Origin of the sequence: Candidatus Ornithobacterium hominis (genome assembly GCF_900538215.1) — a bacterium.
Classification (GTDB): domain Bacteria; phylum Bacteroidota; class Bacteroidia; order Flavobacteriales; family Weeksellaceae; genus Ornithobacterium; species Ornithobacterium hominis.
The window spans coordinates 385,273-404,960 of sequence record NZ_UNSD01000002.1 but is presented as its reverse complement, the minus strand read 5'-3'; the positions used below and the strand labels follow the sequence as shown (position 1 = coordinate 404,960).

Annotated in this window: 23 protein-coding genes and 1 tRNA gene; 14 read left to right on the top strand and 10 right to left on the bottom strand. The window is 36.4% G+C overall.

What is annotated here, in order from left to right:
• Positions 1–10: 10 nt before the first annotated feature.
• Positions 11–205: a heavy metal translocating P-type ATPase metal-binding domain-containing protein gene (locus tag D5J18_RS08950; protein ID WP_311394701.1), complete on the bottom strand. Its 195-nt coding sequence runs from the start codon at positions 203–205 to the stop codon at positions 11–13.
• Between the two features lie 62 nt (positions 206–267).
• On the opposite strand from D5J18_RS08950, the gene D5J18_RS02105 reads away from it, so the two are divergent.
• From D5J18_RS02105 to D5J18_RS02095, 3 genes are all read left to right on the top strand, one after another.
• On the top strand, positions 268–963 hold the full coding sequence (locus D5J18_RS02105) for a Crp/Fnr family transcriptional regulator (protein WP_119057361.1): 696 nt from the start codon (positions 268–270) through the stop codon (positions 961–963).
• Positions 956–1,348 carry a hypothetical protein gene (locus D5J18_RS02100; RefSeq protein WP_119057360.1) on the top strand — a complete coding sequence of 131 codons (393 nt, stop codon included), beginning with the start codon at positions 956–958 and terminating at the stop codon, positions 1,346–1,348. The genes D5J18_RS02105 and D5J18_RS02100 overlap by 8 nt, the downstream gene beginning before the upstream one ends.
• Before the next feature lie 200 nt (positions 1,349–1,548).
• Positions 1,549–2,304: an enoyl-CoA hydratase/isomerase family protein gene (locus tag D5J18_RS02095; RefSeq protein WP_119057359.1), complete on the top strand. Its 756-nt coding sequence runs from the start codon at positions 1,549–1,551 to the stop codon at positions 2,302–2,304.
• Between the two features lie 159 nt (positions 2,305–2,463).
• Here D5J18_RS02095 and D5J18_RS02090 read toward each other — a convergent pair whose 3' ends face one another.
• A complete protein-coding gene (locus tag D5J18_RS02090; protein ID WP_119057358.1) occupies positions 2,464–3,288 on the bottom strand; it encodes a 3'(2'),5'-bisphosphate nucleotidase CysQ family protein in 825 nt (274 codons plus the stop codon).
• A gap of 74 nt (positions 3,289–3,362) precedes the next feature.
• Between D5J18_RS02090 and D5J18_RS02085 the strand changes: the two genes are divergently transcribed.
• Positions 3,363–3,947: a thymidine kinase gene (locus D5J18_RS02085; RefSeq protein ID WP_119057357.1), complete on the top strand. Its 585-nt coding sequence runs from the start codon at positions 3,363–3,365 to the stop codon at positions 3,945–3,947.
• 80 nt (positions 3,948–4,027) lie between these two features.
• On the opposite strand, the gene D5J18_RS02080 is transcribed toward D5J18_RS02085, so the two are convergent.
• Genes D5J18_RS02080 through D5J18_RS02065 form a run of 4 tightly spaced genes read right to left on the bottom strand, consistent with a single transcriptional unit; the run spans position 4,028 to position 6,443 of the window.
• Positions 4,028–4,459: a type II 3-dehydroquinate dehydratase gene (locus tag D5J18_RS02080; RefSeq protein WP_119057356.1), complete on the bottom strand. Its 432-nt coding sequence runs from the start codon at positions 4,457–4,459 to the stop codon at positions 4,028–4,030.
• A gap of 57 nt (positions 4,460–4,516) precedes the next feature.
• Positions 4,517–5,377: a prephenate dehydrogenase gene (locus tag D5J18_RS02075; RefSeq protein WP_119057355.1), complete on the bottom strand. Its 861-nt coding sequence runs from the start codon at positions 5,375–5,377 to the stop codon at positions 4,517–4,519.
• Positions 5,374–5,724 carry a DUF4296 domain-containing protein gene (locus tag D5J18_RS02070; RefSeq protein WP_119057354.1) on the bottom strand — a complete coding sequence of 117 codons (351 nt, stop codon included), beginning with the start codon at positions 5,722–5,724 and terminating at the stop codon, positions 5,374–5,376. Before D5J18_RS02070 ends, D5J18_RS02075 begins: the two co-directional genes overlap by 4 nt.
• Positions 5,721–6,443 (bottom strand): polyprenol monophosphomannose synthase, encoded by a 723-nt coding sequence (locus D5J18_RS02065; RefSeq protein WP_119057353.1) that lies wholly within the window; start codon positions 6,441–6,443, stop codon positions 5,721–5,723. The genes D5J18_RS02070 and D5J18_RS02065 overlap by 4 nt, the downstream gene beginning before the upstream one ends.
• 60 nt (positions 6,444–6,503) lie before the next feature.
• On the opposite strand from D5J18_RS02065, the gene D5J18_RS02060 reads away from it, so the two are divergent.
• From D5J18_RS02060 to D5J18_RS02045, 4 genes are all read left to right on the top strand, one after another.
• Entirely contained in the window at positions 6,504–7,130 is a 627-nt protein-coding gene (locus D5J18_RS02060) for a DUF4271 domain-containing protein (protein ID WP_119057352.1), read from the top strand.
• Positions 7,131–7,155: 25 nt separating this feature from the next.
• Positions 7,156–7,896: a uroporphyrinogen-III synthase gene (locus tag D5J18_RS02055; RefSeq protein WP_119057351.1), complete on the top strand. Its 741-nt coding sequence runs from the start codon at positions 7,156–7,158 to the stop codon at positions 7,894–7,896.
• 72 nt (positions 7,897–7,968) lie between these two features.
• On the top strand, positions 7,969–8,487 hold the full coding sequence (locus tag D5J18_RS02050; protein ID WP_119057350.1) for a hypothetical protein: 519 nt from the start codon (positions 7,969–7,971) through the stop codon (positions 8,485–8,487).
• A 68-nt stretch (positions 8,488–8,555) separates the two neighbouring features.
• A complete protein-coding gene (locus D5J18_RS02045) occupies positions 8,556–10,223 on the top strand; it encodes a dipeptide ABC transporter ATP-binding protein (protein ID WP_119057349.1) in 1,668 nt (555 codons plus the stop codon).
• A gap of 139 nt (positions 10,224–10,362) precedes the next feature.
• Here D5J18_RS02045 and D5J18_RS02040 read toward each other — a convergent pair whose 3' ends face one another.
• The 3 genes from D5J18_RS02040 to D5J18_RS02030 are packed head-to-tail and all read right to left on the bottom strand — an operon-like array spanning position 10,363 to position 14,082.
• Entirely contained in the window at positions 10,363–11,130 is a 768-nt protein-coding gene (locus D5J18_RS02040) for a type III pantothenate kinase (protein WP_119057348.1), read from the bottom strand.
• A complete protein-coding gene (locus D5J18_RS02035) occupies positions 11,131–12,978 on the bottom strand; it encodes a M1 family metallopeptidase (protein WP_221407262.1) in 1,848 nt (615 codons plus the stop codon). It lies immediately after the preceding gene.
• Between the two features lie 39 nt (positions 12,979–13,017).
• Positions 13,018–14,082, bottom strand: coding sequence for an ABC transporter substrate-binding protein (locus D5J18_RS02030; RefSeq protein WP_119057347.1), 1,065 nt, complete (start codon positions 14,080–14,082; stop codon positions 13,018–13,020).
• Positions 14,083–14,126: 44 nt separating this feature from the next.
• On the opposite strand from D5J18_RS02030, the gene D5J18_RS02025 reads away from it, so the two are divergent.
• The 4 genes from D5J18_RS02025 to D5J18_RS02010 all read left to right on the top strand — a co-directional run bounded on the left by D5J18_RS02025 (position 14,127) and on the right by D5J18_RS02010 (position 17,710).
• Positions 14,127–14,200 (top strand) — tRNA-Arg (locus D5J18_RS02025).
• A 170-nt stretch (positions 14,201–14,370) separates the two neighbouring features.
• Entirely contained in the window at positions 14,371–14,598 is a 228-nt protein-coding gene (locus D5J18_RS02020) for a hypothetical protein (RefSeq protein ID WP_119057346.1), read from the top strand.
• A gap of 107 nt (positions 14,599–14,705) precedes the next feature.
• Positions 14,706–16,118: a sodium:proton antiporter NhaD gene (gene nhaD / locus D5J18_RS02015; RefSeq protein WP_119057345.1), complete on the top strand. Its 1,413-nt coding sequence runs from the start codon at positions 14,706–14,708 to the stop codon at positions 16,116–16,118.
• 275 nt (positions 16,119–16,393) lie between these two features.
• Positions 16,394–17,710, top strand: coding sequence for a hydroxymethylglutaryl-CoA reductase (locus tag D5J18_RS02010; RefSeq protein ID WP_119057344.1), 1,317 nt, complete (start codon positions 16,394–16,396; stop codon positions 17,708–17,710).
• Between the two features lie 158 nt (positions 17,711–17,868).
• Here the strand turns inward: D5J18_RS02010 and D5J18_RS02005 are convergent, their stop codons facing one another.
• The gene (locus tag D5J18_RS02005) at positions 17,869–18,306 is read right to left on the bottom strand and encodes a Rieske (2Fe-2S) protein (protein WP_119057343.1); all 438 of its coding nucleotides are present in this window, start codon (positions 18,304–18,306) and stop codon (positions 17,869–17,871) included.
• A 492-nt stretch (positions 18,307–18,798) separates the two neighbouring features.
• Here D5J18_RS02005 and greA point away from each other — a divergent pair, with 492 nt between their 5' ends.
• Together greA and D5J18_RS01995 are read left to right on the top strand one after the other, a co-directional pair.
• The gene (greA, locus tag D5J18_RS02000) at positions 18,799–19,281 is read left to right on the top strand and encodes a transcription elongation factor GreA (protein ID WP_119057342.1); all 483 of its coding nucleotides are present in this window, start codon (positions 18,799–18,801) and stop codon (positions 19,279–19,281) included.
• Complete coding sequence (locus D5J18_RS01995; RefSeq protein ID WP_119057341.1) at positions 19,281–19,682, top strand: HIT family protein; 402 nt, start codon at positions 19,281–19,283, stop codon at positions 19,680–19,682. Before greA ends, D5J18_RS01995 begins: the two co-directional genes overlap by 1 nt.
• Positions 19,683–19,688 lie beyond the last annotated feature (6 nt).

Below are 19,688 nucleotides of genomic sequence, written 5' to 3'. Positions count from 1 at the left end.
ATTGAGAAAATCAAATTGATACCCCCCCCCCGCTTTTGGGCTTAATGCCTGGTGTTTTATTCAATTCATAAAACTCCATTAGGCTATTTTGATTTAAAATTTCATAAACCGTTTTACACCCTAAGCAGCAAAAAGACTTATGATCAAACTCAACTTGGTCTTTACCACATTCGTCGCCACAATGATAGCAGTTTTCAGCCTTCATATTACAAAATTAATCACTTATATTTATATTTGTGTGCTGAACAAAATTAATCACTACAATTTATGGAAAATTTTTCTGGACTTATGAAGTATTTTGATGATAAAGATATGGCCGTATCATCTATTTTATCTGAAGAGGAATTGCAAGCTTTTCAGCAAGAGAAAAAAACAATCCATGTGAGAAGAGGTGACTTGCTTTTGGAAGAAAATCACGCGCCAAATGGTGTTTATTACATCATTAGCGGTACCGCAAAACTTTTTAAAGTTGGTTTTACGGGGAAAGAGCAAATCATTCGATTCATCAAAGAAGGTGATTTAATTGGGTATCGTTCCATCCTGAGCGGTGAAAATTTTGGCTCATCAGTCACAGCCATTGAAGATTTAAAGGTAGATTTCATCCCTGAACGTTTTTTTATAAAGCTTTTAAAAAATAATGCTGAACTAAGCTTTGAAATGTTGACTATTCTATCAAGACAACTGGGCAATGCAGCTGATACCATAACTACACTTGCGCAGAAGACCGTTCGCGAACGCTTGGCAGAAATTCTCTTATTACTCGAAAATCAATTGGGTACAGATGAAGAAGGCTACATCAAAGTTATGCTGACCCGAGAAGAAATAGCAAACCTAATAGGAACCGCTACTGAATCCACTATTCGCCTAATCTCTGAATTCAAAAACGATGGCTTAATTGATGTCCACGGGCGAAAATTAAAAATTACCAATCGAAATATGATTCATAAATTAGCTCATGTCTAAACCTCAAAAAATCAACAAAGTTGCCTTAAGCATTTCTTTGTTTGGAGTTTTTCTCATTTTTCTGGGAATGCTTTTCTCTGCAGGGCTTTCGCAAACCGCTTTTCGCTTCACTGGCTCCTATCTGCTATCCATCGGGGCTGGAATTCTAATTTTATACTACCTCGGGACTTTTTTTTATTTCCTTTTTCACAAGAATTCAAACGCTATCCAAAATTTAGCCACCTTCTATGTTGGGCTTTGCTTTTTACTCATCATCAGTGGACTTACCGCTGCTTTGCTCAAAATAGATTTAGGCATGACCGTATTTCTGACAGGTTTAGGCATGTTTGGTGCTTTTTGGATTTTTGTCTTAATTTACATGATTTTAAATCATAAAAATGTTTGAAGCTTATCGTTGCTAATAATGTTCCCATGCATAGCATAGCAGCAACGTTCAACTATTTTTTTGGTTTAGATGTTCTGTCTATCAGCAGACTAAGCTAATATGATTATAAAAACTTCATCAAAAAAGAATTTTTTTTAAGGCTTAAAAAATTTAGAATAATTATATTTAAAGAATGATTTTTTTCTAAAAAAATAAAACATATGGATTCTTACGTTTCTACTCAAATCAAAAATGGTATTGCTACACTTGAATTTTTCCATGAAAAAAGTAATTCTTTTCCTTTTTCTCAATTGAAAAAATTGAAAAAAACCTTAGAGGAATTGGGCGACGAAGATGATGTAAGGCTTATTATCCTCAAAAGCAAAGGCGAAAGAGTTTTTTGTGCTGGTGCCAGTTTTGATGAGCTTTTGACTATTGATAACGCTGAGGCGGGAGAAGCTTTTTTTTCTGGTTTTGCTGAAGCAATCATAGCGATGAAAGACTGCCCTAAATTTATTATCGGCCATGTAGAAGGTAAAGTCGTGGGCGGTGGCGTCGGGCTAGTTGCCGGCTGTGACTACGCCTTGGCACACGAAAATGCTTCCATCCGCTTGAGTGAACTTTCCATTGGCATTGGGCCCTTTGTCATCGAACCAGCCATTAGCCGAAAAATAGGCATCAATGCTTTTTCTGAATTAACTTTAAATCCAAAAGATTGGATGTCAGCATCTTGGGCAAAAGAAAAAGGGCTATACAATCGTGTGTTTTCTGCAAGCTCAGATTTAGAAAAATCTTGTGCTGAATTTGCGGAGCAGCTATCTGCTTATAGCCTCGAGGCTATGAGAAATTTAAAGTCTATTCTCTGGGAGAATGCTAAAGATTGGGATAAAATCATGCCGCAAAGGGCAAAAATGAGCGGTCAATTAGTTTTATCTGATTTCACCAAAGAAACTTTGAAAAAATTTAAAAACGCTTAAGCAAGAATAAACATTCTCATCATTTAAAATTAAGAACTATTTTGATTTAATGAGTTTTTCATAATCTTTTACCTTTTCCTAATTTACAGATATTTAAATGAAATTTTTTGATGCCTAATGACAAAGTTTATATGATTTTTCTAAGGCTTAAAAAAAAATTTAATCGCTCCATTTGACTGAATAGCCATGCACACGCATATTTTTGTCGCTGTAGTCTATTTCTTTGTCGTTATTTGCACCAGTTACTTTCCGCCCAGCATATTTGGCAATGGCATGTCCTGCGGCAACATCCCAAAAGTTAACGGGTAAAAATCGTGTGTATTCTGTTGCGTAGCGGTCTGCAATCAGCCCCATTTTAATGGCACAGCCCATAGTCACCACTTCTAAATCGGGGTGTTCTTTCTTTAACTCTTTGATGTAGAAATCTGTTCCATTATCACGATGGAATCGACTGGTCAAAAACGTATATTTCTCTTTGGGCGAAAATGAAGGCAGGAAGACCGATTTTTTTTCTAAGGCTTCTAAAATATTTTTTTCTTTTGCCAATGCTACCAATTCTTCTACGCTTGCTTGGATTTTTCGGCTAGAGTAGCCCTCTGCACCAAAATAGAATAAATTAAGCGCTGGCGCATACAACACACCTAGTTTTGCTGTGTTTCCCGCTATCAAACCAGTGCAAATGCAGAATTCACCTGTTTTGTTGATGAAATCACGTGTTCCATCAATGGGGTCTAGCATCCAGTAAGCATCAAAAGATTGCCTTTCCTCATGGCTAAACTTTTCTCCTTCTTCGCTGATGATGGGTAAATTTGTTGCCGAAAGATGTTCGCTCAAAATATCGTGTGCAGCAAAGTCAGCTGAAGTCACTGGGGAGTTATCATTTTTCACTTGAGTTTCAAAACCCTCTTTGTATTGGCGCCAAACTTCTTCACCTGCTGAAATAGTTCCTAAGACTGCTTTTTCTAGTAACTCGCTATAATTCATTTCTTAAACTTTTTCTGTGTAAATTTCATCATTTTTCATGAAAATATTGTGCCTTTTCTCTTTATTTTTGTGTTATGTTTTTAGAAAATACCATCAACCATCATCGTAATTCGGGCTGGATAGAAGTCATCTGCGGCAGTATGTTTTCAGGTAAAACCGAAGAACTCATCCGCCGAATGAAAAGAGCTGAATTTGCCGGACAAAAAATTGAAATCTTCAAACCTTCTGTGGATTGTAGGTATGATGACAAAGATGTGGTCTCGCATGATAAAAACATTCTAGAAGCTACCGCTGTAGCGTCGAGCTCTAATATTCCTTTGCTGTGCAATGATTGTGACGTTGTGGGCGTAGACGAAGCTCAGTTTTTTGATGATGGCATTATAGACGTGGCTAATTTGCTGGCCAACGAGGGTAAAAGAGTGATTGTCGCTGGGCTAGACATGGACTTCAAAGGTCGCCCATTTGGTCCCATGCCTCAGCTCATGGCAATTGCTGAGTATGTAACAAAAGTACACGCCATTTGTGTAAAAACGGGGAATTTAGCCAATTATTCTCACCGTAAAATCAATAGTGAAAATTTAGTTGAACTAGGCGAATCCCATGAGTATGAACCGCTAAGTCGAGCAGTTTTTTGGAATTTATTAAAAAAAGATGCTTAATTTTTTTAAGCCTTTAAAAAAAAATAGTTTTCAGTCATCAGCAATTTAGCGCTTGTTTAAGTTTTACATTACTAATTTCTTTAGGGTTTATTTTTTAGTAAAAATTCAAGCGCTTCTTGGTATCCAGCCAGTCCTTTGCCTTTAATCATGTGAATACAGTTAACGCCCGTCACCGAAATTTTTCTAAACTCTTCCCGCTGGTCTATGTCTGAGATGTGCACCTCTACTGCTGGCGTTTCTATTGCTTTTAGCGCATCTGCAATCGCATAAGAATAGTGCGTGTACGCCCCGGGGTTGATGATGATGCCTTGGTAGCGAAAACCGATTTCGTGCAATTTATCTATCAATTCGCCCTCATGATTGGACTGGTAGTAGTTTAAATAAATTTCAGGAAATTTTTTTTTAAGGCTTAGAAAATATTCATTAAAACCTTCTTTTCCATAAATTTCAGGTTCCCGAATTCCAAGCAGATTGAGATTGGGGCCATTGATAATGATGTAATTGCTTTTCATTGTAGTAAATTTTACTGAAATTTCATTTAAAAGTAAAATGGGATAATTTTTTAAGGCTTAAATTTTTTTGTCTAAAATTTTTCTGATTTTATTAGCGTTTAAAATGTAATTTTCTATCTCATTATAGCGTTCCATAATGAGTGCTGTTTGGAATTTTTGCAGTTGCGTGATGTGCTCTTCCAAAACGTCTAAAACATTCTCCCTGTTGTGTTTAAAAATAGGCAACCACATATCTGCATGTGATTTTGCCAATCGCACTGTGCTAGAAAATCCTGAACTTGCTAACTGAAAAATACGTTCTTCTTTCTCTTTTTCCAAGACGGTGTTTGCTAGCGCATAACTAGTTACGTGAGAAATATGACTGATGTAAGCTACGTGCAAATCATGGCTTTTAGAATCCATAAAAATCACCTTCATCCCTAGTTTTTGATACAAATCTTGGGTTTGCTTCACCCATTCTTCTCGGGAATCTTCCGCATCACAAATTACCAAAACTTTATTCTCAAAAGACTCTTCTGTAGCTGCCAACGGTCCGCTGTTTTCAGTCCCCCACATGGGGTGCGTGGCAACGTAGTTTTGCCGTGCTATATGGTTTTTTACACTGTTTACGATATGTTCTTTGGTTGAAGCTAAATCAAAAACAAATTGATGTGGTTGTATTTGATCTAATATTTGAGGTAAAATTTCTGCTGTAGCACTCACTGGTAAAGCAACTAAAATGACATCTGATTTTTCTAAGGCTTCGGGAAAAGATAATGTTTCATCTACAATACCTTTTTCTAAGGCTTGACGCGCGTGTGCCTGATTTTTTTCAACGCCAATAATGTGCTGAAATAAATTGAACTTCTTAGCTCGTAGCGCTAGTGAGCCTCCCATCAGCCCAACGCCAATGATGCCTAGCGTTTTACCTCCTTTCATGAATAAGGAGAAATTTGAAGTGAATCTGAAACTTGGTATTCTTCATCAATTTCTGCTTCTATTTGCTCTAAAATAGCTTTATATTTCTCGTCTTCTATCAGGTAATATTGGTAGCTTTTTTTGAAATCTTCGTAAGTAACACTGTGTTTATCTAATATTTTGGCATTGACTTGATGAAATTCTTCGTATTGAAATTTACTTAATGGTTGTAAATTTTTGTAGATATAAAAATCTTTGATGATTTGTGCCATTTTGTCTTGTGGTATGAGGTTTTTTGGTTTTTTAATCTCTTGGTTGCAGCCCATTGCAATTAAAACGAAGAAAAAGAGTAAAAGTAAATTTTTCATAAACGCCCAGTCATAAATTTCCAACGTAATTTTATAACGCCCAAAACAGCTTCTTTCACAATATTATTGCTGATTTTGGATTCGCCCAAGGTACGGTCTGTAAAAATAATCGGCACTTCTTGAAGAATAAAATTCTTTTTCCAGGCTTTGTATTTCATTTCAATCTGGAAACCATAGCCTTTGAATTCAATTTCATCTAAATTTATTTTTTCTAGAACTTGTTTTTTGTAGCCAACAAAGCCTGCCGTGGTATCATGAACGGGCAAATTTGTAATCAACTGAACGTATTTGGAAGCGAAATAAGAAAGTAAAACACGCTTCATTGGCCAGTTCACTACATTTACTCCTTGGCTGTAGCGAGAGCCAATAGCGATATCGACTCCATTTTCTAAGGCTTGAGAAAGTCTAGGTAAATCTTGTGGATTGTGTGAAAAATCGGCATCCATCTCAAATATAAAATCATATTGATTTTCTAGCGCCCATTTGAAGCCGTGGATGTAGGCTTTCCCTAGGCCATTTTTCTCTTGGCGAATCTCTAGGAATAACCGCTCTGAAAATTCGCTCATTAATTCCTTCACCTTTTGATAAGTTCCATCGGGAGAAGAATCATCTACCACCAAAATGTGAAAATCATCAGGTAAATTTAGGCTTATCCGAATTATTTTTTCGATGTTTTCTACTTCATTATAGGTTGGTATGATTACTAATTTTTTTAGCATAAGAACAAAGATATAAAGCTGCGGTATTTTTTTCTTAATTTTGAAAAAAATTAAACGCTTTTGGAAGGAATTTTAAGGCTTACAGAAAATAAAGATTGGATCTTCATCAGCTTACTGGCGTTGATTGGAATCTTCATATTCACTCGCTTTTATTTCAATAAATATTATGCAAATTTAAATAATCTGCATGAATTCTCTCAAGTGAAAGAGAATTTCTTAACCTTTTATTCTATTGCACAGTTTTCATTTCTTTTTCTAATAAGCCTAGTCATTTTACCTACATTTTCACTCAGAGTTGGCGCAGAATATTACTACTACCCACCTTTTGTGCTTGTTTTCTTAGGTTTATTTATTTGGTTTTTTTTTAAAGGCTTTATAAATTTTTTACTTTTTAGCGCAACTGGACAAAGAGAAACATTGAAAGATTTTTTTCATCAAAAGTTATATTTTCTAATTTGGTTCAGTTCCATTTACTTCGCATTAGCATGGCTGGCTCATTATAGCAAAATTCCCTCAACATTAATTTTATATACATTTTTAGCCATTTTCATATCACAACAAATTTTAGAAACTCATTCCATCTTCAACCTTTTATACAAAAAGCTCAAGCTGCCATTATACTATTTATTTTTGTACCTTTGCATGCTAGAAGTTTTACCTCTTATCTATTTATATAAAATTTGGTAAATAAATCAAAGATTAGCGCAGGAATATGAAAGTAAAATCAATACTTATATCTCAACCCGAACCTACATCAGAGGCATCGCCTTTTTACTCACTAGCAAAAAATTTAAAAATTCAAGTTGACTTCAAACCTTTTATAAAAGTAGAAGGATTGACAGCCAAGGAAATGCGTCAGCAAAAAATTGATTTAAGTAAATATAGCGGGGTTGTACTGACCAGTAGAAATGCTGTGGATCACTTCTTCCGTGTAGCTGAAGAAATGCGTTTTCATGTTCCAGATGCGATGAAGTATTTTTGCCAATCTGAAGCGGTAGCTTATTACCTACAAAAATACATCGTTTACCGAAAAAGAAAGGTGTACATCGGTGGGAAATCCTTTTCAGATTTAAAATCAATTTTAAAAAAACATAAGAAAGAACGCTTTCTATTGCCTTCTAGTAATATTCTGAAGCCAGAAGTTCCAACATTGATGGATGAGCTAAATTTAGACTGGAAACGTACTACGATGTACCAAACCGTAAGCTGTGACCTCTCAGAATTAAAAGATGTACAATATGACATATTGGTTTTCTTCAGTCCATTGGGAATTTCTTCTTTGTATGACAACTTCCCTGACTTCAAGCAAGGAAAATCTACCATTGCCGTTTTTGGCAAAACAACGCTGGAAGAGGCTGAAAATAGAGGACTTAAAGTTGACATCAAAGTTCCAACGCCAGAAACACCTTCTATGACAATGGCTCTGGAAAATTTCATTAAAGAAAACAAATAAGCTCTTTGCAGAATGAAAAAGCTATTTTGGCACACGATTTGAATAAAAACACTCCAATTAAAATTTTATAACATGAAAAAGTTAAGTTTATTGTTTATGCTAATTGCTGGCTTCACATTTACTTCAGCTCAAGTAGGCGAAGGCACTAATTGGCTAAAATTAGGTATTCACGCTGGAATCCCCACTAGTGGTGCTTCTGATTATTCCAATTTTGCACTGGGGGTTGATGCTAAGTATCAGTTTCTAGGCGTAGATAGCTTTGGTATCGGTTTAGCGACTGGTTACACAAATTATTTTGGTAAAGAATATACCAATAAGGTTGGGAAAAAAGAAAAAAAGGATTTTGGTGTTGTGCCAGTAGCTGCTTTATTCCGTTACTACCCAACTCAGAATTTCTTTGTAGGGACTGACTTAGGTTATGGATTCATCACTGGAAGAGATGGCTCTAAAGGTGGATTCTACTATAGACCAGAAGTTGGTTATCACTCAAATGATTGGAACATCTTTTTGTACTATGCAGGTGTCTCAGACAAAACAAACGTTGCTAATTTTGGTTTAGGATTTAACTATAACATTATCCAAGGTCAATAATTTTTTAAGCCTTGATAAAAAAATATCAAGAAAGTCCCTTTTTGTAGGGACTTTTTTATTTTTATAGCATGAGAAAGATTTTAGAAATTAATCAACTCTTTATTTCTTTTAACGGATTTCAAGCTGTTAAACACTTAACTTTTGATATTCATGAAAAAGAAATTTTAGGCATCGTTGGTGAATCTGGCTCGGGGAAATCACTGACTTCATTGGCTATCAAGGGAATTCTGCCAAAATCTGCCAAAATTGCTGGCGAAATTCTTTACTGTAAAGAGAGCGAAAAGGTAAATCTTTTGCAAAGAAAAGAAGCAAATGGCAAAATCAGTATGATTTTTCAAGAGCCTATGACTTCTCTCAACCCCTCGATAAAATGCGGCCACCAAGTAGCAGAAAGCCTTGAAGTCCATGCTCAACTTAGCAAAAAAGAAAGAAAATTAAAAGTTATTACTCTTTTTGAAGACGTCTTGCTCCCCCATCCAGAAAGAATTTATGAGGCTTATCCTCATCAAATTTCTGGTGGGCAGAAACAGCGCGTTATGATTGCAATGGCTCTAGCTTCAAATCCTGAGCTACTAATTGCCGATGAGCCAACGACGGCGCTGGATGTCACCGTTCAAAAAAGTATTTTGGAACTATTAAAACATCTAAGAGAAACTAAAAATTTAAGTATTATTTTCATCTCCCATGACTTAGGTGTCGTTTCACAGCTTTGCGACCGCGTGCTGGTAATGTACAAAGGTGAGAAAGTAGAAGAAGGTAGCGTGGATGAAATTTTTCTAAGCCCTGAAAAAAGTTACACCAAAGGCTTAATCGCTTGTAGACCTCAGCTGGGAGCAAACTTGCATCGCTTACCCACGGTTTCTGATTTTTTGAAAAACTCTGACTTTTCTCCTAAAGAAAAAAACGTTTCTATAGAAGAAGAAAAGATAGAGCGTATTTATAATCAAGCTCCTTTACTGGAATTCAATCATGTTGAAAAATTTTTCTATGACTCTGATTGGGATTCTAAAAATAAATTTTTTAAGGCTTTAGAAAATATTAATTTTAAATTATACAAAGGAGAGTCTCTAGGCTTGGTAGGAGAGTCTGGGAGTGGGAAAACGACATTGAGTCGTGCTCTGCTCATGCTACAGCCGCCTACGCATGGGCAAATCATTTACAAAGGAAAAGATTTGACACAATTGCCCAGCAAGGAATTGAGAAAGTTAAGAAAAGAGATTCAAATTATTTTTCAAGACCCGAACTCTAGCCTAAACCCTACGCAGACTATAGAAGAGATTTTAACTACGCCGTTGAAAATTCATCAAATTTCACAAAATGCAAATGAACGAAAAGAAATCGCTACTGAACTGTTGAATAAAGTGAATTTACCTCAAAGTTCTCTAAATAAATACCCGCATGAATTCTCTGGCGGGCAGAGACAACGAATCGGGATTGCCCGAGCTTTGGCTGTTCAGCCAGAATTAATTGTGTGTGATGAAAGTGTTTCTGCCTTAGATGTTTCTGTGCAAGCTCAGGTTTTAAATCTACTTAATGATTTGCAAGATGAATTTAATTTAACGTATCTCTTTGTTTCTCATGATTTATCTGTGGTGAGACATTTCTGTAATCGGCTACTGGTCTTGCAAAAAGGGCGAATTGTAGAAAGTGGAATGGCAAAATCTATTTATAAAAACCCGAAAGAAAAATATACGAAAGAATTAATTAATGCAATACCTGTTTTTCAAAAATCATAAAAATTACCTTTTGCATTAACGAAAGGGAATCAAACTTATTAAATTAACTCGTAGAGCATTATTACCATTCAAAAGGTTTATCTTTAGATTATTAATATTTTTTTTGGAATACAAATTTATTGAGCTATTCAAGCTAAATTTACCTTGAGTTGCTTTGCAGAAATTCGTAAAGAAAACAAAGTCCCTTGATGGTGTGTAATTTGTCATCGAAGTGAATGTAAGAAGTTAACGGCTTGTAGATATGCCCCAAACCACCAGTAGAAATTACTGTACAGTTATCCTTTAGCTCTTGGTTGACTCTTTGTATGAAGCCTTCTACCATACCGATATAGCCGTAAACTATACCGCTTTGCATACAGGTTTCCGTGTCACGACCCAGTATAGATTTGGGTGGTTTTAGCTCAATATCAGGTAACTGTGCTGTGTTGCCAATCAAGGCATCCAAGCTGGTGATGACGCCTGGCGCAATAATGACGCCTAGGACTTCGCCCTTCTCATCAACGCCAGTCACCGTCAAAGCTGTGCCAAAATCCACCACGATTTTTTTCCCTTTATAGAGGCTTTGTGCTGCAACGGCATTGGCATATAAATCTGTCCCCATCTGGTTAGAATGTTGTATCACATTAGACGGCGTATTTCTATCAACTACCAAGGGGTTAATCTGATGAATTTCTTGTAGAGCACTGGCAATGATTTCAGTCTGGTGCGGGACAACTGAGCCAATGACAATACCTGTGAAATCCTTTATTTCGCAAGCGTAGTGCTCATACATGTTCCGAAAGATAACAAAAAGCTCATCTCGGGTTTTGTATGGCTTGGTATTCACAGTCCAAGACAGGAAGACGTCTTCATCTTTTTTTACCCCAAAGCGAATGTTGGAGTTCCCGATGTTAACAGCAAGTAGCATTTATTTCTGGTAAACATTATTTTCTGAACGATAATCGGCTAAGCGTTTGGTCGGATCTATTTCCACTTTTTGGATTTCTTTTTCCACTTCAAAAGAATAAGTTGGCGAAGCCCAAGCCCAAAAATCTAAAGCTTGATAATCGGCTTGCGGGTAATACTCTTTTTCAAAAGTTTTGTGACCTCGCATGGCGTGTAACGGAATATAGAAAAGCTTTTGACTTCCATCTTTGAAGGTAACCAAAACATCTAGCGGTATGGGGAAATCAGCATAATTTCTAAGGCTTATTTTTTTTCCCTCGACAGATTCAATCCCGTAGTCGATGTGCCGAGTTGTGTTGATGAATAGATTGCTATACCATTTTAAATGAATGCCCGAGACCTCCGTGGCAATTTTTATAAAATCTTTCTCGTCTGGATGTTTAAATTTCCATCGTTTATAAAATTGTAAAAAAGTTTTCCTCAAAGCCTCTTCACCAATGATGTAACCCAGCTGTGCAACAAAGACTTGCCCTTTTGAGTAAGCAGATATACCGTATGTATAATTGTAACGGAAATAATCAGCTAATAAACTCAGTGGCTCTTCTACATTGCTTTGAATCAAATTATAATAGCCATTGTAGGCATCTTGGTGAACGCCAATCCCATCAGGATTTTTATTTTCAACGATGGCAGCCATCGCTTTAGTCTCGGCGTAGCTAGTGAAGCCTTCATCCATCCATTCATTTTGCGTTTCATCAATACCAAAAAGATGCTGAAACCAAGAATGCGCTCCCTCGTGAAAAATCAATCCAGCTAGACTCTCCAAGCTCCGCTCGCCGGTAACGAGTGTTGATGTTCCATATTCCATTCCTCCATCGCCACCTTGCACGATGCTGTAAGTCTCCCAAGGATATTCCCCAAAACGCTGATTCATAAATTCAAAAAATTGAAGTGTTAGCGGCTGTACTTTTTTCCAGTTTTCTTTGTAAGCTTCGGCTAAACTATTTTTATAAACGAAATATAATTGAGGACTACTACCAGACTGAGCTGAATCTACCACAAAATCGGGGTCGGCAGCCCAAGCAAAATCGTGAATATTCTTAGCTTTGAAATGCCATGTGTTCCACTTTCTTTTCACCGCTTGCCCATAGCCCGGCATTTCATTGGCATTGATGAGTTTTCCCGATGCTCCAACAATATATTTCTGAGGTAATTTGATTTTAACATCAAAATCACTAAACGGTGCATAGAACTCCCGTGCAACATATTCGTCTAAATGCCAACCAGCTCGGTCATAAGCTGCAACTTTAGGATACCACTGCGCCATAGAAAAAGCAACTCCTTCTTGGTTTAATTTCCCAGCTCGGCGAATGATTGGTGGAATTTGAGCTTCCCATTTCATTTCTAATTTTGCAGAACTTTTAGGCTGAATAGGCTTTTTTAATACAACCTTTAATATTGTTCCTTGAACGCTAAATTCCAAATTTTGATTGCCTTGACGGAGACTTAAAATTTTCTGATAACCTTGATGCTGAGGCTGTAGCGTATCAATTTTACTTTTAAAGATACGTCTTTCGCCGATTTGTGAAGTATTGACCATACGCCTATCGGGGTCGGTAATGTGGCTGAGCCGTTGATTCATTACGCTACGGGGTTGAAAAGCATTGAAATATAAATGAAAATAAAGCTCTTTTAGCTCATCGGGAGAATGATTATGGTAGGTAAAATCCATCTCACCAGTGTAGCGGTAGTTTTGTACATCGACAGAAATATTCATCACATAATCAGCCTTTTGCTGCCAATCTTGAGCAAAAGAAAGATTTGTTGTTAATAAAAATAAAAGGCTTAAAAAATAATTGGTTTTCAACATCGTCAGTTTTCTAAAGTTGCTAAAGTAAGAAAAGTTTATTTATTGTAGTTTTTGATAAAATTGAAAATCATGGTTTTGTGCTTTTTCTGGATGAAAAATTTTAATTAAATCATTTAAAACCCAGTCTACACGGATGTTCCCTGTTTCGAAATAGTCATTTGCTCCTTTTTCATTGACTTTTTGGGTGAAACTATAAACTTGAGCATTTTGAAAAGCCTTAAAAAATTTATGATTTTTATAAGCCTTTTCTAAATTTTGGAGGGAAGTGAAGTCCCCAGCGTTGAGCCAAAAATCAGCATCTTCAGCCTTTTGGTAAACTTCTTCAAAGGACAAATTGATATTGCCCAGGTGCGTGTCGTTGCTCCAGATGTAGTTAGCGCCAGCATCACTGAGATATTGAGCTACAAAACTTTCTCCGCCGCTCATATACCAAATGTCACCGCGCATCGTGTTCGTGAACACACGGGGTTTAGAAGAATTTACGACAGAATTTTTTAAGGCTTTATAATTTTTTTCAATTTTGGAGAAGAGGGAATCCGCTAAATTTTCTTTGCCAAACAATTCGCCGTATAATTTCAAATATTCTGCTTTGCCTAAAGGCGTGGTTTCATTATATTCATCGAGATAAATGACGTTGATGCCTTGATTTTCTAATAATTGAAAAAGTTTAGCTTGCTGAGGTTGAGTGTAGGTTAATACGGCATCTGGTTTTAGCGTGAGAATCTTCTCGATGTCTGGTGCAGCACTTTTCCCTAAGTCTTCAATTTCTCCGTTGGCAATCATTTGATGTAGCTTTGGGCTGTAGCACCAGTCTGCATCAAAAACACCCTGAACTTGAGAGAGCGCATCAATGCCTTCTAAATAACCGATGGCTGAGGAGGAAAGAAGAATGATTTTTTGCAAAGGGATTTTACTTTTTGCAATGGATTGGGTGTACTTGTTTTGTATGATTTTGAGAGAATTCTCATCTTTTTCCCAGCTGATTGCTTTGGCATAAGTGAGCGGATTTGTTTTACTTTCTGTCTTAAAATCAGTGTTTTGAGTTGTTTTTTTACACCCTAAAAAAATAGAAATAGCAAAGAAAAAGTAAAATATGTTTTTCATAGCCTGCAAATAAATAAAAACTTTGTATATTTGCAAACTCAAAAGGCCACGTAGCTCAATTGGATAGAGCGTCAGATTACGGCTCTGAAGGTTGAGGGTTCGACTCCTTCCGTGGTCACAGAAAAAAGCCTTTTTATCGTACATTGTAGCATATTAACGTATTAAAAGGCTTTTTAAACTTAAAATTGGCGTATTGATGCCACCAAGTTTGCCACCAATTGAATTTATTGGTGGCAATTTGCTTAAATAGAGATTTACTAAAACTCCATTTCAAATTAAAAGAAATGGATGAAAAAAATTATCTCATTGCGCAGATTGCTTCTAAAGTATACTAAGGAAGTAAATTTTAAACAAAATTTCAATCTCAAAAACTACATCAAAAAGAACGGAGAAAGCCAAGTGATGCTTACGCTCCATTCCCAAGGAAAAAGAAAAAGGCTGATGCTGGATGCCTATATTCGCCTAAATTTTGGGACAAAAAAACCAAAGAATAAAAGGCAATTCGAAACAGGCTAAGACTATTAATTCTTACTTGAATAAAGGGAGAGGTATTTTAATTCTAATTTTCCCAAATTATTTAAAATAATTTTGTAAAATTGAATTCTATTTGAAACATTACTATAATGGAAGTTGCAATTATTCTCATTTTTGTTCTTGGCTATTTAGCCATCACATTAGAACACTCTTTGCATTTAGACAAAACAGTCCCTGCGCTCATTATGGCAGCAGTTTGTTGGGCATTGTTAGCCGCATTTGGTCTAACCGTTTATACGATTGACGATGGTCTTTATCCAATTTTTGAGGAAATCATGCACGAAGGCGTGGAAGACGTTCATGCCGCAAAGCTTCTCGCTATCGAAGAAAGTCTACTTCACCACCTAGGGAAAACAGCTGAAATTCTTTTCTTTTTGATTGGAGCGATGACCATTGTAGAAATCATCGATTTACATCGTGGCTTTGAAATCATTAAGCGTTTCATCAAAACAAAAAATAAGCGAACGCTGCTTTGGATTGTTGGTATACTCGCGTTTTTTCTTTCTGCCATTATCGATAATTTAACGGCAACGATTGTTTTAATTACTATTTTGAGAAAAATTATCCCCGAAAGAGAAGAGCGCCTATGGTACGCTGGCTTGATTGTAATTGCGGCAAATGCTGGTGGCGCTTGGTCTCCAATTGGTGATGTAACTACAACTATGCTTTGGATTGCGAAAAAAGTTTCTGTCGCTAAACTTGTTGAATATTTAGTTTTACCAGCTCTACTTTGCTTTGCTGCTCCTTTTGCTATAGCATCGTTCTTGCCCGCCTTCAGAGGAGAAGTTTCGACCCAAAACTACGAAGAAAAAGAAATTTATAAAAGCAGTGCCACCATGCTATATCTTGGTTTAGCGATGATTGTTTTTGTCCCGATTTTTAAATCCATCACACATTTACCACCTTATGTGGGGATGATGTTATCACTCGGTGTTGTATGGCTGGTCGCAGAATATATAAAGCCTTTAGAAAATTACGACTATGAAACTAAAGCTAAATTTTCGGTTCATAAAGCATTAGCTCGCATTGAGATATCAAGTATTTTATTCTTTTTAGGTATTTTATTAGCAGTTGCTGCTTTAGAAAGCCTAGGCTTACTATTCAACTTTGCTAACTGGCTTGACGTCACAATTCCAAATCAAGACGTCGTCGTATTACTCTTAGGCATTGGCTCTGCGATTATAGACAACGTGCCATTGGTGGCCGCCAGTATCGGAATGTTTAATGAACCGATGGATGCAGAGTTGTGGCATTTTATTGCCTACGCAGCAGGAACTGGAGGTAGTTTATTGATTATCGGTTCAGCCGCTGGCGTTGCAGCAATGGGCATGGAAAGAATTGACTTTTTTTGGTATCTGAAAAACATTTCTTGGTTAGCATTCGTAGGATTCATCATCGGAGCTATTTTAATTATGGCTTTCAAAACTATCGGATTATACGAGCCTAGTGAAGAAGAATTACATGCTTTTTTACAGCTTCAAAATACTTCCCCAATTAAATAATATTTACAGTTTACTTTAATAAAAAAAGAGGCTTTTGTTTTATTCTAAAGTCTCTTTTTTTTATTCTTTCTGCGCTTAAAAAATTACTCAGAATTGTTTCTTTTTTCTTAAAATTTAGATAGAAAGATTATCAATTATAATTTATTCAATTCAAGACATGAAGTTATCTTATGTCTTAATCTAGCTTCTATTTTTTTTTAGGCTTTAAAAATTTTATTTCTCTGATTCACTACAAATAACTTAACTTTAGATTTCTTAAATTAATTTACAGTTTTATGATTAGCGGATTTTCTAAGCTTTCTAAAAAAGATAAAATCAATTGGTTAGTAGATACTTTTTTACAAAACAACAGCGATGCCAAAGAAGTGCTAAAGCAGTACTGGAACAGCGATGCAGACTTGCAGCAGCTACACGATGAGTTTTCTGAAAACACGATTTCTAATTACTATTTACCCTTTGGCGTTGCCCCGAATTTCATCATCAATGGTGAAGAATTTGCTATCCCAATGGCAGTAGAAGAGAGTTCTGTAGTGGCTGCAGCAGCCAAAGCTGCAAAATACTGGGCTAATCGAGGGGGATTCAAGACTGAGATTTTAGGTTTTACTAAATTGGGGCACGTTCACTTTACCTTTAAAGGTGATGCACAAAAACTACAAGATTTTTTTAAAGACTTAGAAAAAAAATTACGTGAAGACACGCTCACAATGACTCAAAATATGGAGAAACGTGGCGGCGGTATTCGAAATTTAAACCTAGTGGATAAAACAGATTTAATCCCTCATTACTTCCAAATCGAAGCAGAGTTTGATACTGTGGATTCAATGGGAGCGAACTTCATTAACTCTTGCCTTGAGCAATTTGCTAAAACACTAGAGCATGAGCTGAATGATAGTGATTTTTTTGCCCCGGAAGAGAAAAAATCCTTGCAAATCATCATGTGTATTCTCTCCAATTATACGCCCAACTGTATGGTGCGTGCTTGGGTGGAATGCCCCGTGACTGATTTGGTAGATAAAAATATTCCAGCAGATATTTTTGCAGAAAAATTTATTCAAGCCATTAAAATTGCAGAAATAGAGCCATACCGTGCCACAACGCATAATAAAGGAATCATGAATGGCGTGGATGCGGTAGTCATTGCAACGGGCAATGATTTCCGTGCAGTAGAGGCCTGCGCTCACACGTTTGCTTGTAGAGATGGGCGCTACAGTAGCTTGACTCATGCAGAAGTCAGCATGGGAGTTTTTAAATTTTGGCTAGACTTGCCCATCTCGCTCGGCACCGTGGGCGGATTGACAAGCCTTCATCCTTTGGTGAAGTTTGCTTTGCAGTTATTGAAAAACCCAAGTGCGAAAGATTTAATGGGTATTGTCGCCGTCGCTGGTTTGGCTCAGAATTTTGCTGCACTACGTTCTTTGGTAACAACTGGAATTCAAAAGGGACACATGAAAATGCATTTGTATAATATTCTAAATCAGCTAGGTGCTACTGAAAAAGAAAAAGATTATTTTGCAATCTACTTTAGAGACAAAACAGTTTCTCATAGTGCCGTTGTCAGTGAATTTCATCGCCTCCGTGGGAAAGAAGTTTGATTTTTCTTTTATTAATTCTAATTATTTTTAAAGCCTTAAAAAATTTTCATGCGCCGCTAGCTCTCCAAATTTCTTCCAAGCACTTGGGGTGTTGTGACGCATGTGATTAAATCTTTTAACTGATTTTAGCATTTATTTAAGCTTTTCCTAGGTGCTCTTTAATTGGTAATGATGAGCCATCGGCTGTTTTGATTTACACGGTATTGATAAAGAGGCTGGCCAAATGTGGCATCATTAAGCGGCTGGCCAGTTAAGAGCATCCATTCCGCTCCATCTTCTGGGCATCTGATCTTGATTCCATCTATGACTTCTAATGTCGTATTTTTATCAGGGCAAATGTGCGGTGCATTTCGGTCATATGCATTGAAATTATTCCCAGTATTGACAATGATTAACCCACGAGACCCATTAGTTCCATCGGGGAGCAATTGCACATAGCCATTGGGCACCAAAAGCGAATTGTATGCTGGTAACCCGATATTGTATTGGGCATTGATTTGTATGCGTGGAAAGCATTGTATCTGGTTATTTTCATCTGAACAGGAGTGAAAAATGAATACAGCATTAAATATCACAAAAAAAATAAGCTTTTTCATTGCATTATTTTATTTAAATTTCTTAACTCTTTTTTATTTATTTTTTACGTTTCATTTTTATTTTCCCCCTGATGTGTATCTAAACTGAAAATTTGTTGCCCGATAAAAAGTTTGAAGCCCCAACATAACAAATTACATACGAGCAAAAATAGTCATTTTTGGGCAAAATTCATTTGCTCAACTCTATCAATTTAATAACTCCCCTTCAAAACCCTGAAATACAGTGAATTAATAGCTTTGACGTAATATACAATTGGCGTTTAAATAAAGCTTATTCTTCAATTCTCAATTATAGAAAAAATTAATCAATTCTAAATGACTACATGCAAATAATGTGCTGCTGAAATTATTTTTTACCTGACCAAATAAAAAAATTGAGAAATTTCAAATATAAAATTTAAACAGGCTTAAAAAATTCTCTTATATTTGTATTCTCAATCCCCACGTAATATTTTTTGCGTGTGGGATTGTATTTTTATTAAACCCAAAGATATGGCAAATATACAATATGTTACGAAAGAAGGTTTAGATAAATTGCGTGCAGAGCTTAAGCACTTGGAAAGTGTAGAGCGTCAACGCATTACTGAACAAATTGCAGATGCTCGCGACAAAGGAGATTTGTCTGAAAATGCTGAATATGATGCTGCAAAAGAGGCACAAGGATTATTGGAATCGCGTATTTCTAAATTACAAGACCAAGTAGCCAATGCTCGCATTATTGATAAATCTCAACTAGACAGCACCAAAGTTTCTATTTTGTCTACCGTTAAAATTAAAAATTTAGCGAACAATCAGGAGTTGACCTACCAGTTAGTGCCTGAAACAGAAGCTGATTTGAAAAATAATAAAATCGCAGTCAGCACACCGATTTCTAAAGGCTTATTGGGTAAAAAGGTGGGTGATAAAGCTGAAATTAAACTTCCTAACGGAAATATACTCAATTTTGAAATTCTTGATTTAAAATTGGAAGAATAATGGCAAGTGTTTTCACCAAAATCATTCAGCGAGAGGTTCCAGGCTACATTGTGGCAGAGAATGATTTCTTTATTGCCTTTTTAGATGCGTTCCCGCTGACTCAGGGACATACTTTGGTGGTTCCTAAAAAAGAAGTAGACAAAATTTGGGATTTGGACTCAAAAACGTATGCGGGATTGATGGAGTTTGCCTATGAGGTGGCTCAAACGCTAGAAAAAACCATAAGTTGCCGACGTGTGGGAATGGCTGTCATCGGGCTAGAGGTTCCTCACGTGCACGTGCATCTTGTGCCGATGAACCAGATGAATGACATCAATTTCTCTCAAGAAAAAAAGAAATTTTCTGATGAGGAAATGAAAGAAATTCAAACTAAAATTAAAAGTCAATTTTCTAAGGCTTAATTAGAA

What these genes read in the sequence shown, in the direction of transcription:
- D5J18_RS08950 (WP_311394701.1), bottom strand. Translation starts at nt 205, where the DNA reads ATGAAGGCTGAAAACTGCTATCATTGTGGCGACGAATGTGGTAAAGAC.
- D5J18_RS02105 (WP_119057361.1), top strand. Translation starts at nt 268, where the DNA reads ATGGAAAATTTTTCTGGACTTATGAAGTATTTTGATGATAAAGATATG.
- D5J18_RS02100 (WP_119057360.1), top strand. Translation starts at nt 956, where the DNA reads ATGTCTAAACCTCAAAAAATCAACAAAGTTGCCTTAAGCATTTCTTTG.
- D5J18_RS02095 (WP_119057359.1), top strand. Translation starts at nt 1,549, where the DNA reads ATGGATTCTTACGTTTCTACTCAAATCAAAAATGGTATTGCTACACTT.
- D5J18_RS02090 (WP_119057358.1), bottom strand. Translation starts at nt 3,288, where the DNA reads ATGAATTATAGCGAGTTACTAGAAAAAGCAGTCTTAGGAACTATTTCA.
- D5J18_RS02085 (WP_119057357.1), top strand. Translation starts at nt 3,363, where the DNA reads ATGTTTTTAGAAAATACCATCAACCATCATCGTAATTCGGGCTGGATA.
- D5J18_RS02080 (WP_119057356.1), bottom strand. Translation starts at nt 4,459, where the DNA reads ATGAAAAGCAATTACATCATTATCAATGGCCCCAATCTCAATCTGCTT.
- D5J18_RS02075 (WP_119057355.1), bottom strand. Translation starts at nt 5,377, where the DNA reads ATGAAAGGAGGTAAAACGCTAGGCATCATTGGCGTTGGGCTGATGGGA.
- D5J18_RS02070 (WP_119057354.1), bottom strand. Translation starts at nt 5,724, where the DNA reads ATGAAAAATTTACTTTTACTCTTTTTCTTCGTTTTAATTGCAATGGGC.
- D5J18_RS02065 (WP_119057353.1), bottom strand. Translation starts at nt 6,443, where the DNA reads ATGCTAAAAAAATTAGTAATCATACCAACCTATAATGAAGTAGAAAAC.
- D5J18_RS02055 (WP_119057351.1), top strand. Translation starts at nt 7,156, where the DNA reads ATGAAAGTAAAATCAATACTTATATCTCAACCCGAACCTACATCAGAG.
- D5J18_RS02050 (WP_119057350.1), top strand. Translation starts at nt 7,969, where the DNA reads ATGAAAAAGTTAAGTTTATTGTTTATGCTAATTGCTGGCTTCACATTT.
- D5J18_RS02045 (WP_119057349.1), top strand. Translation starts at nt 8,556, where the DNA reads ATGAGAAAGATTTTAGAAATTAATCAACTCTTTATTTCTTTTAACGGA.
- D5J18_RS02040 (WP_119057348.1), bottom strand. Translation starts at nt 11,130, where the DNA reads ATGCTACTTGCTGTTAACATCGGGAACTCCAACATTCGCTTTGGGGTA.
- D5J18_RS02035 (WP_221407262.1), bottom strand. Translation starts at nt 12,978, where the DNA reads ATGTTGAAAACCAATTATTTTTTAAGCCTTTTATTTTTATTAACAACA.
- D5J18_RS02030 (WP_119057347.1), bottom strand. Translation starts at nt 14,082, where the DNA reads ATGAAAAACATATTTTACTTTTTCTTTGCTATTTCTATTTTTTTAGGG.
- D5J18_RS02020 (WP_119057346.1), top strand. Translation starts at nt 14,371, where the DNA reads ATGAAAAAAATTATCTCATTGCGCAGATTGCTTCTAAAGTATACTAAG.
- nhaD (WP_119057345.1), top strand. Translation starts at nt 14,706, where the DNA reads ATGGAAGTTGCAATTATTCTCATTTTTGTTCTTGGCTATTTAGCCATC.
- D5J18_RS02010 (WP_119057344.1), top strand. Translation starts at nt 16,394, where the DNA reads ATGATTAGCGGATTTTCTAAGCTTTCTAAAAAAGATAAAATCAATTGG.
- D5J18_RS02005 (WP_119057343.1), bottom strand. Translation starts at nt 18,306, where the DNA reads ATGAAAAAGCTTATTTTTTTTGTGATATTTAATGCTGTATTCATTTTT.
- greA (WP_119057342.1), top strand. Translation starts at nt 18,799, where the DNA reads ATGGCAAATATACAATATGTTACGAAAGAAGGTTTAGATAAATTGCGT.
- D5J18_RS01995 (WP_119057341.1), top strand. Translation starts at nt 19,281, where the DNA reads ATGGCAAGTGTTTTCACCAAAATCATTCAGCGAGAGGTTCCAGGCTAC.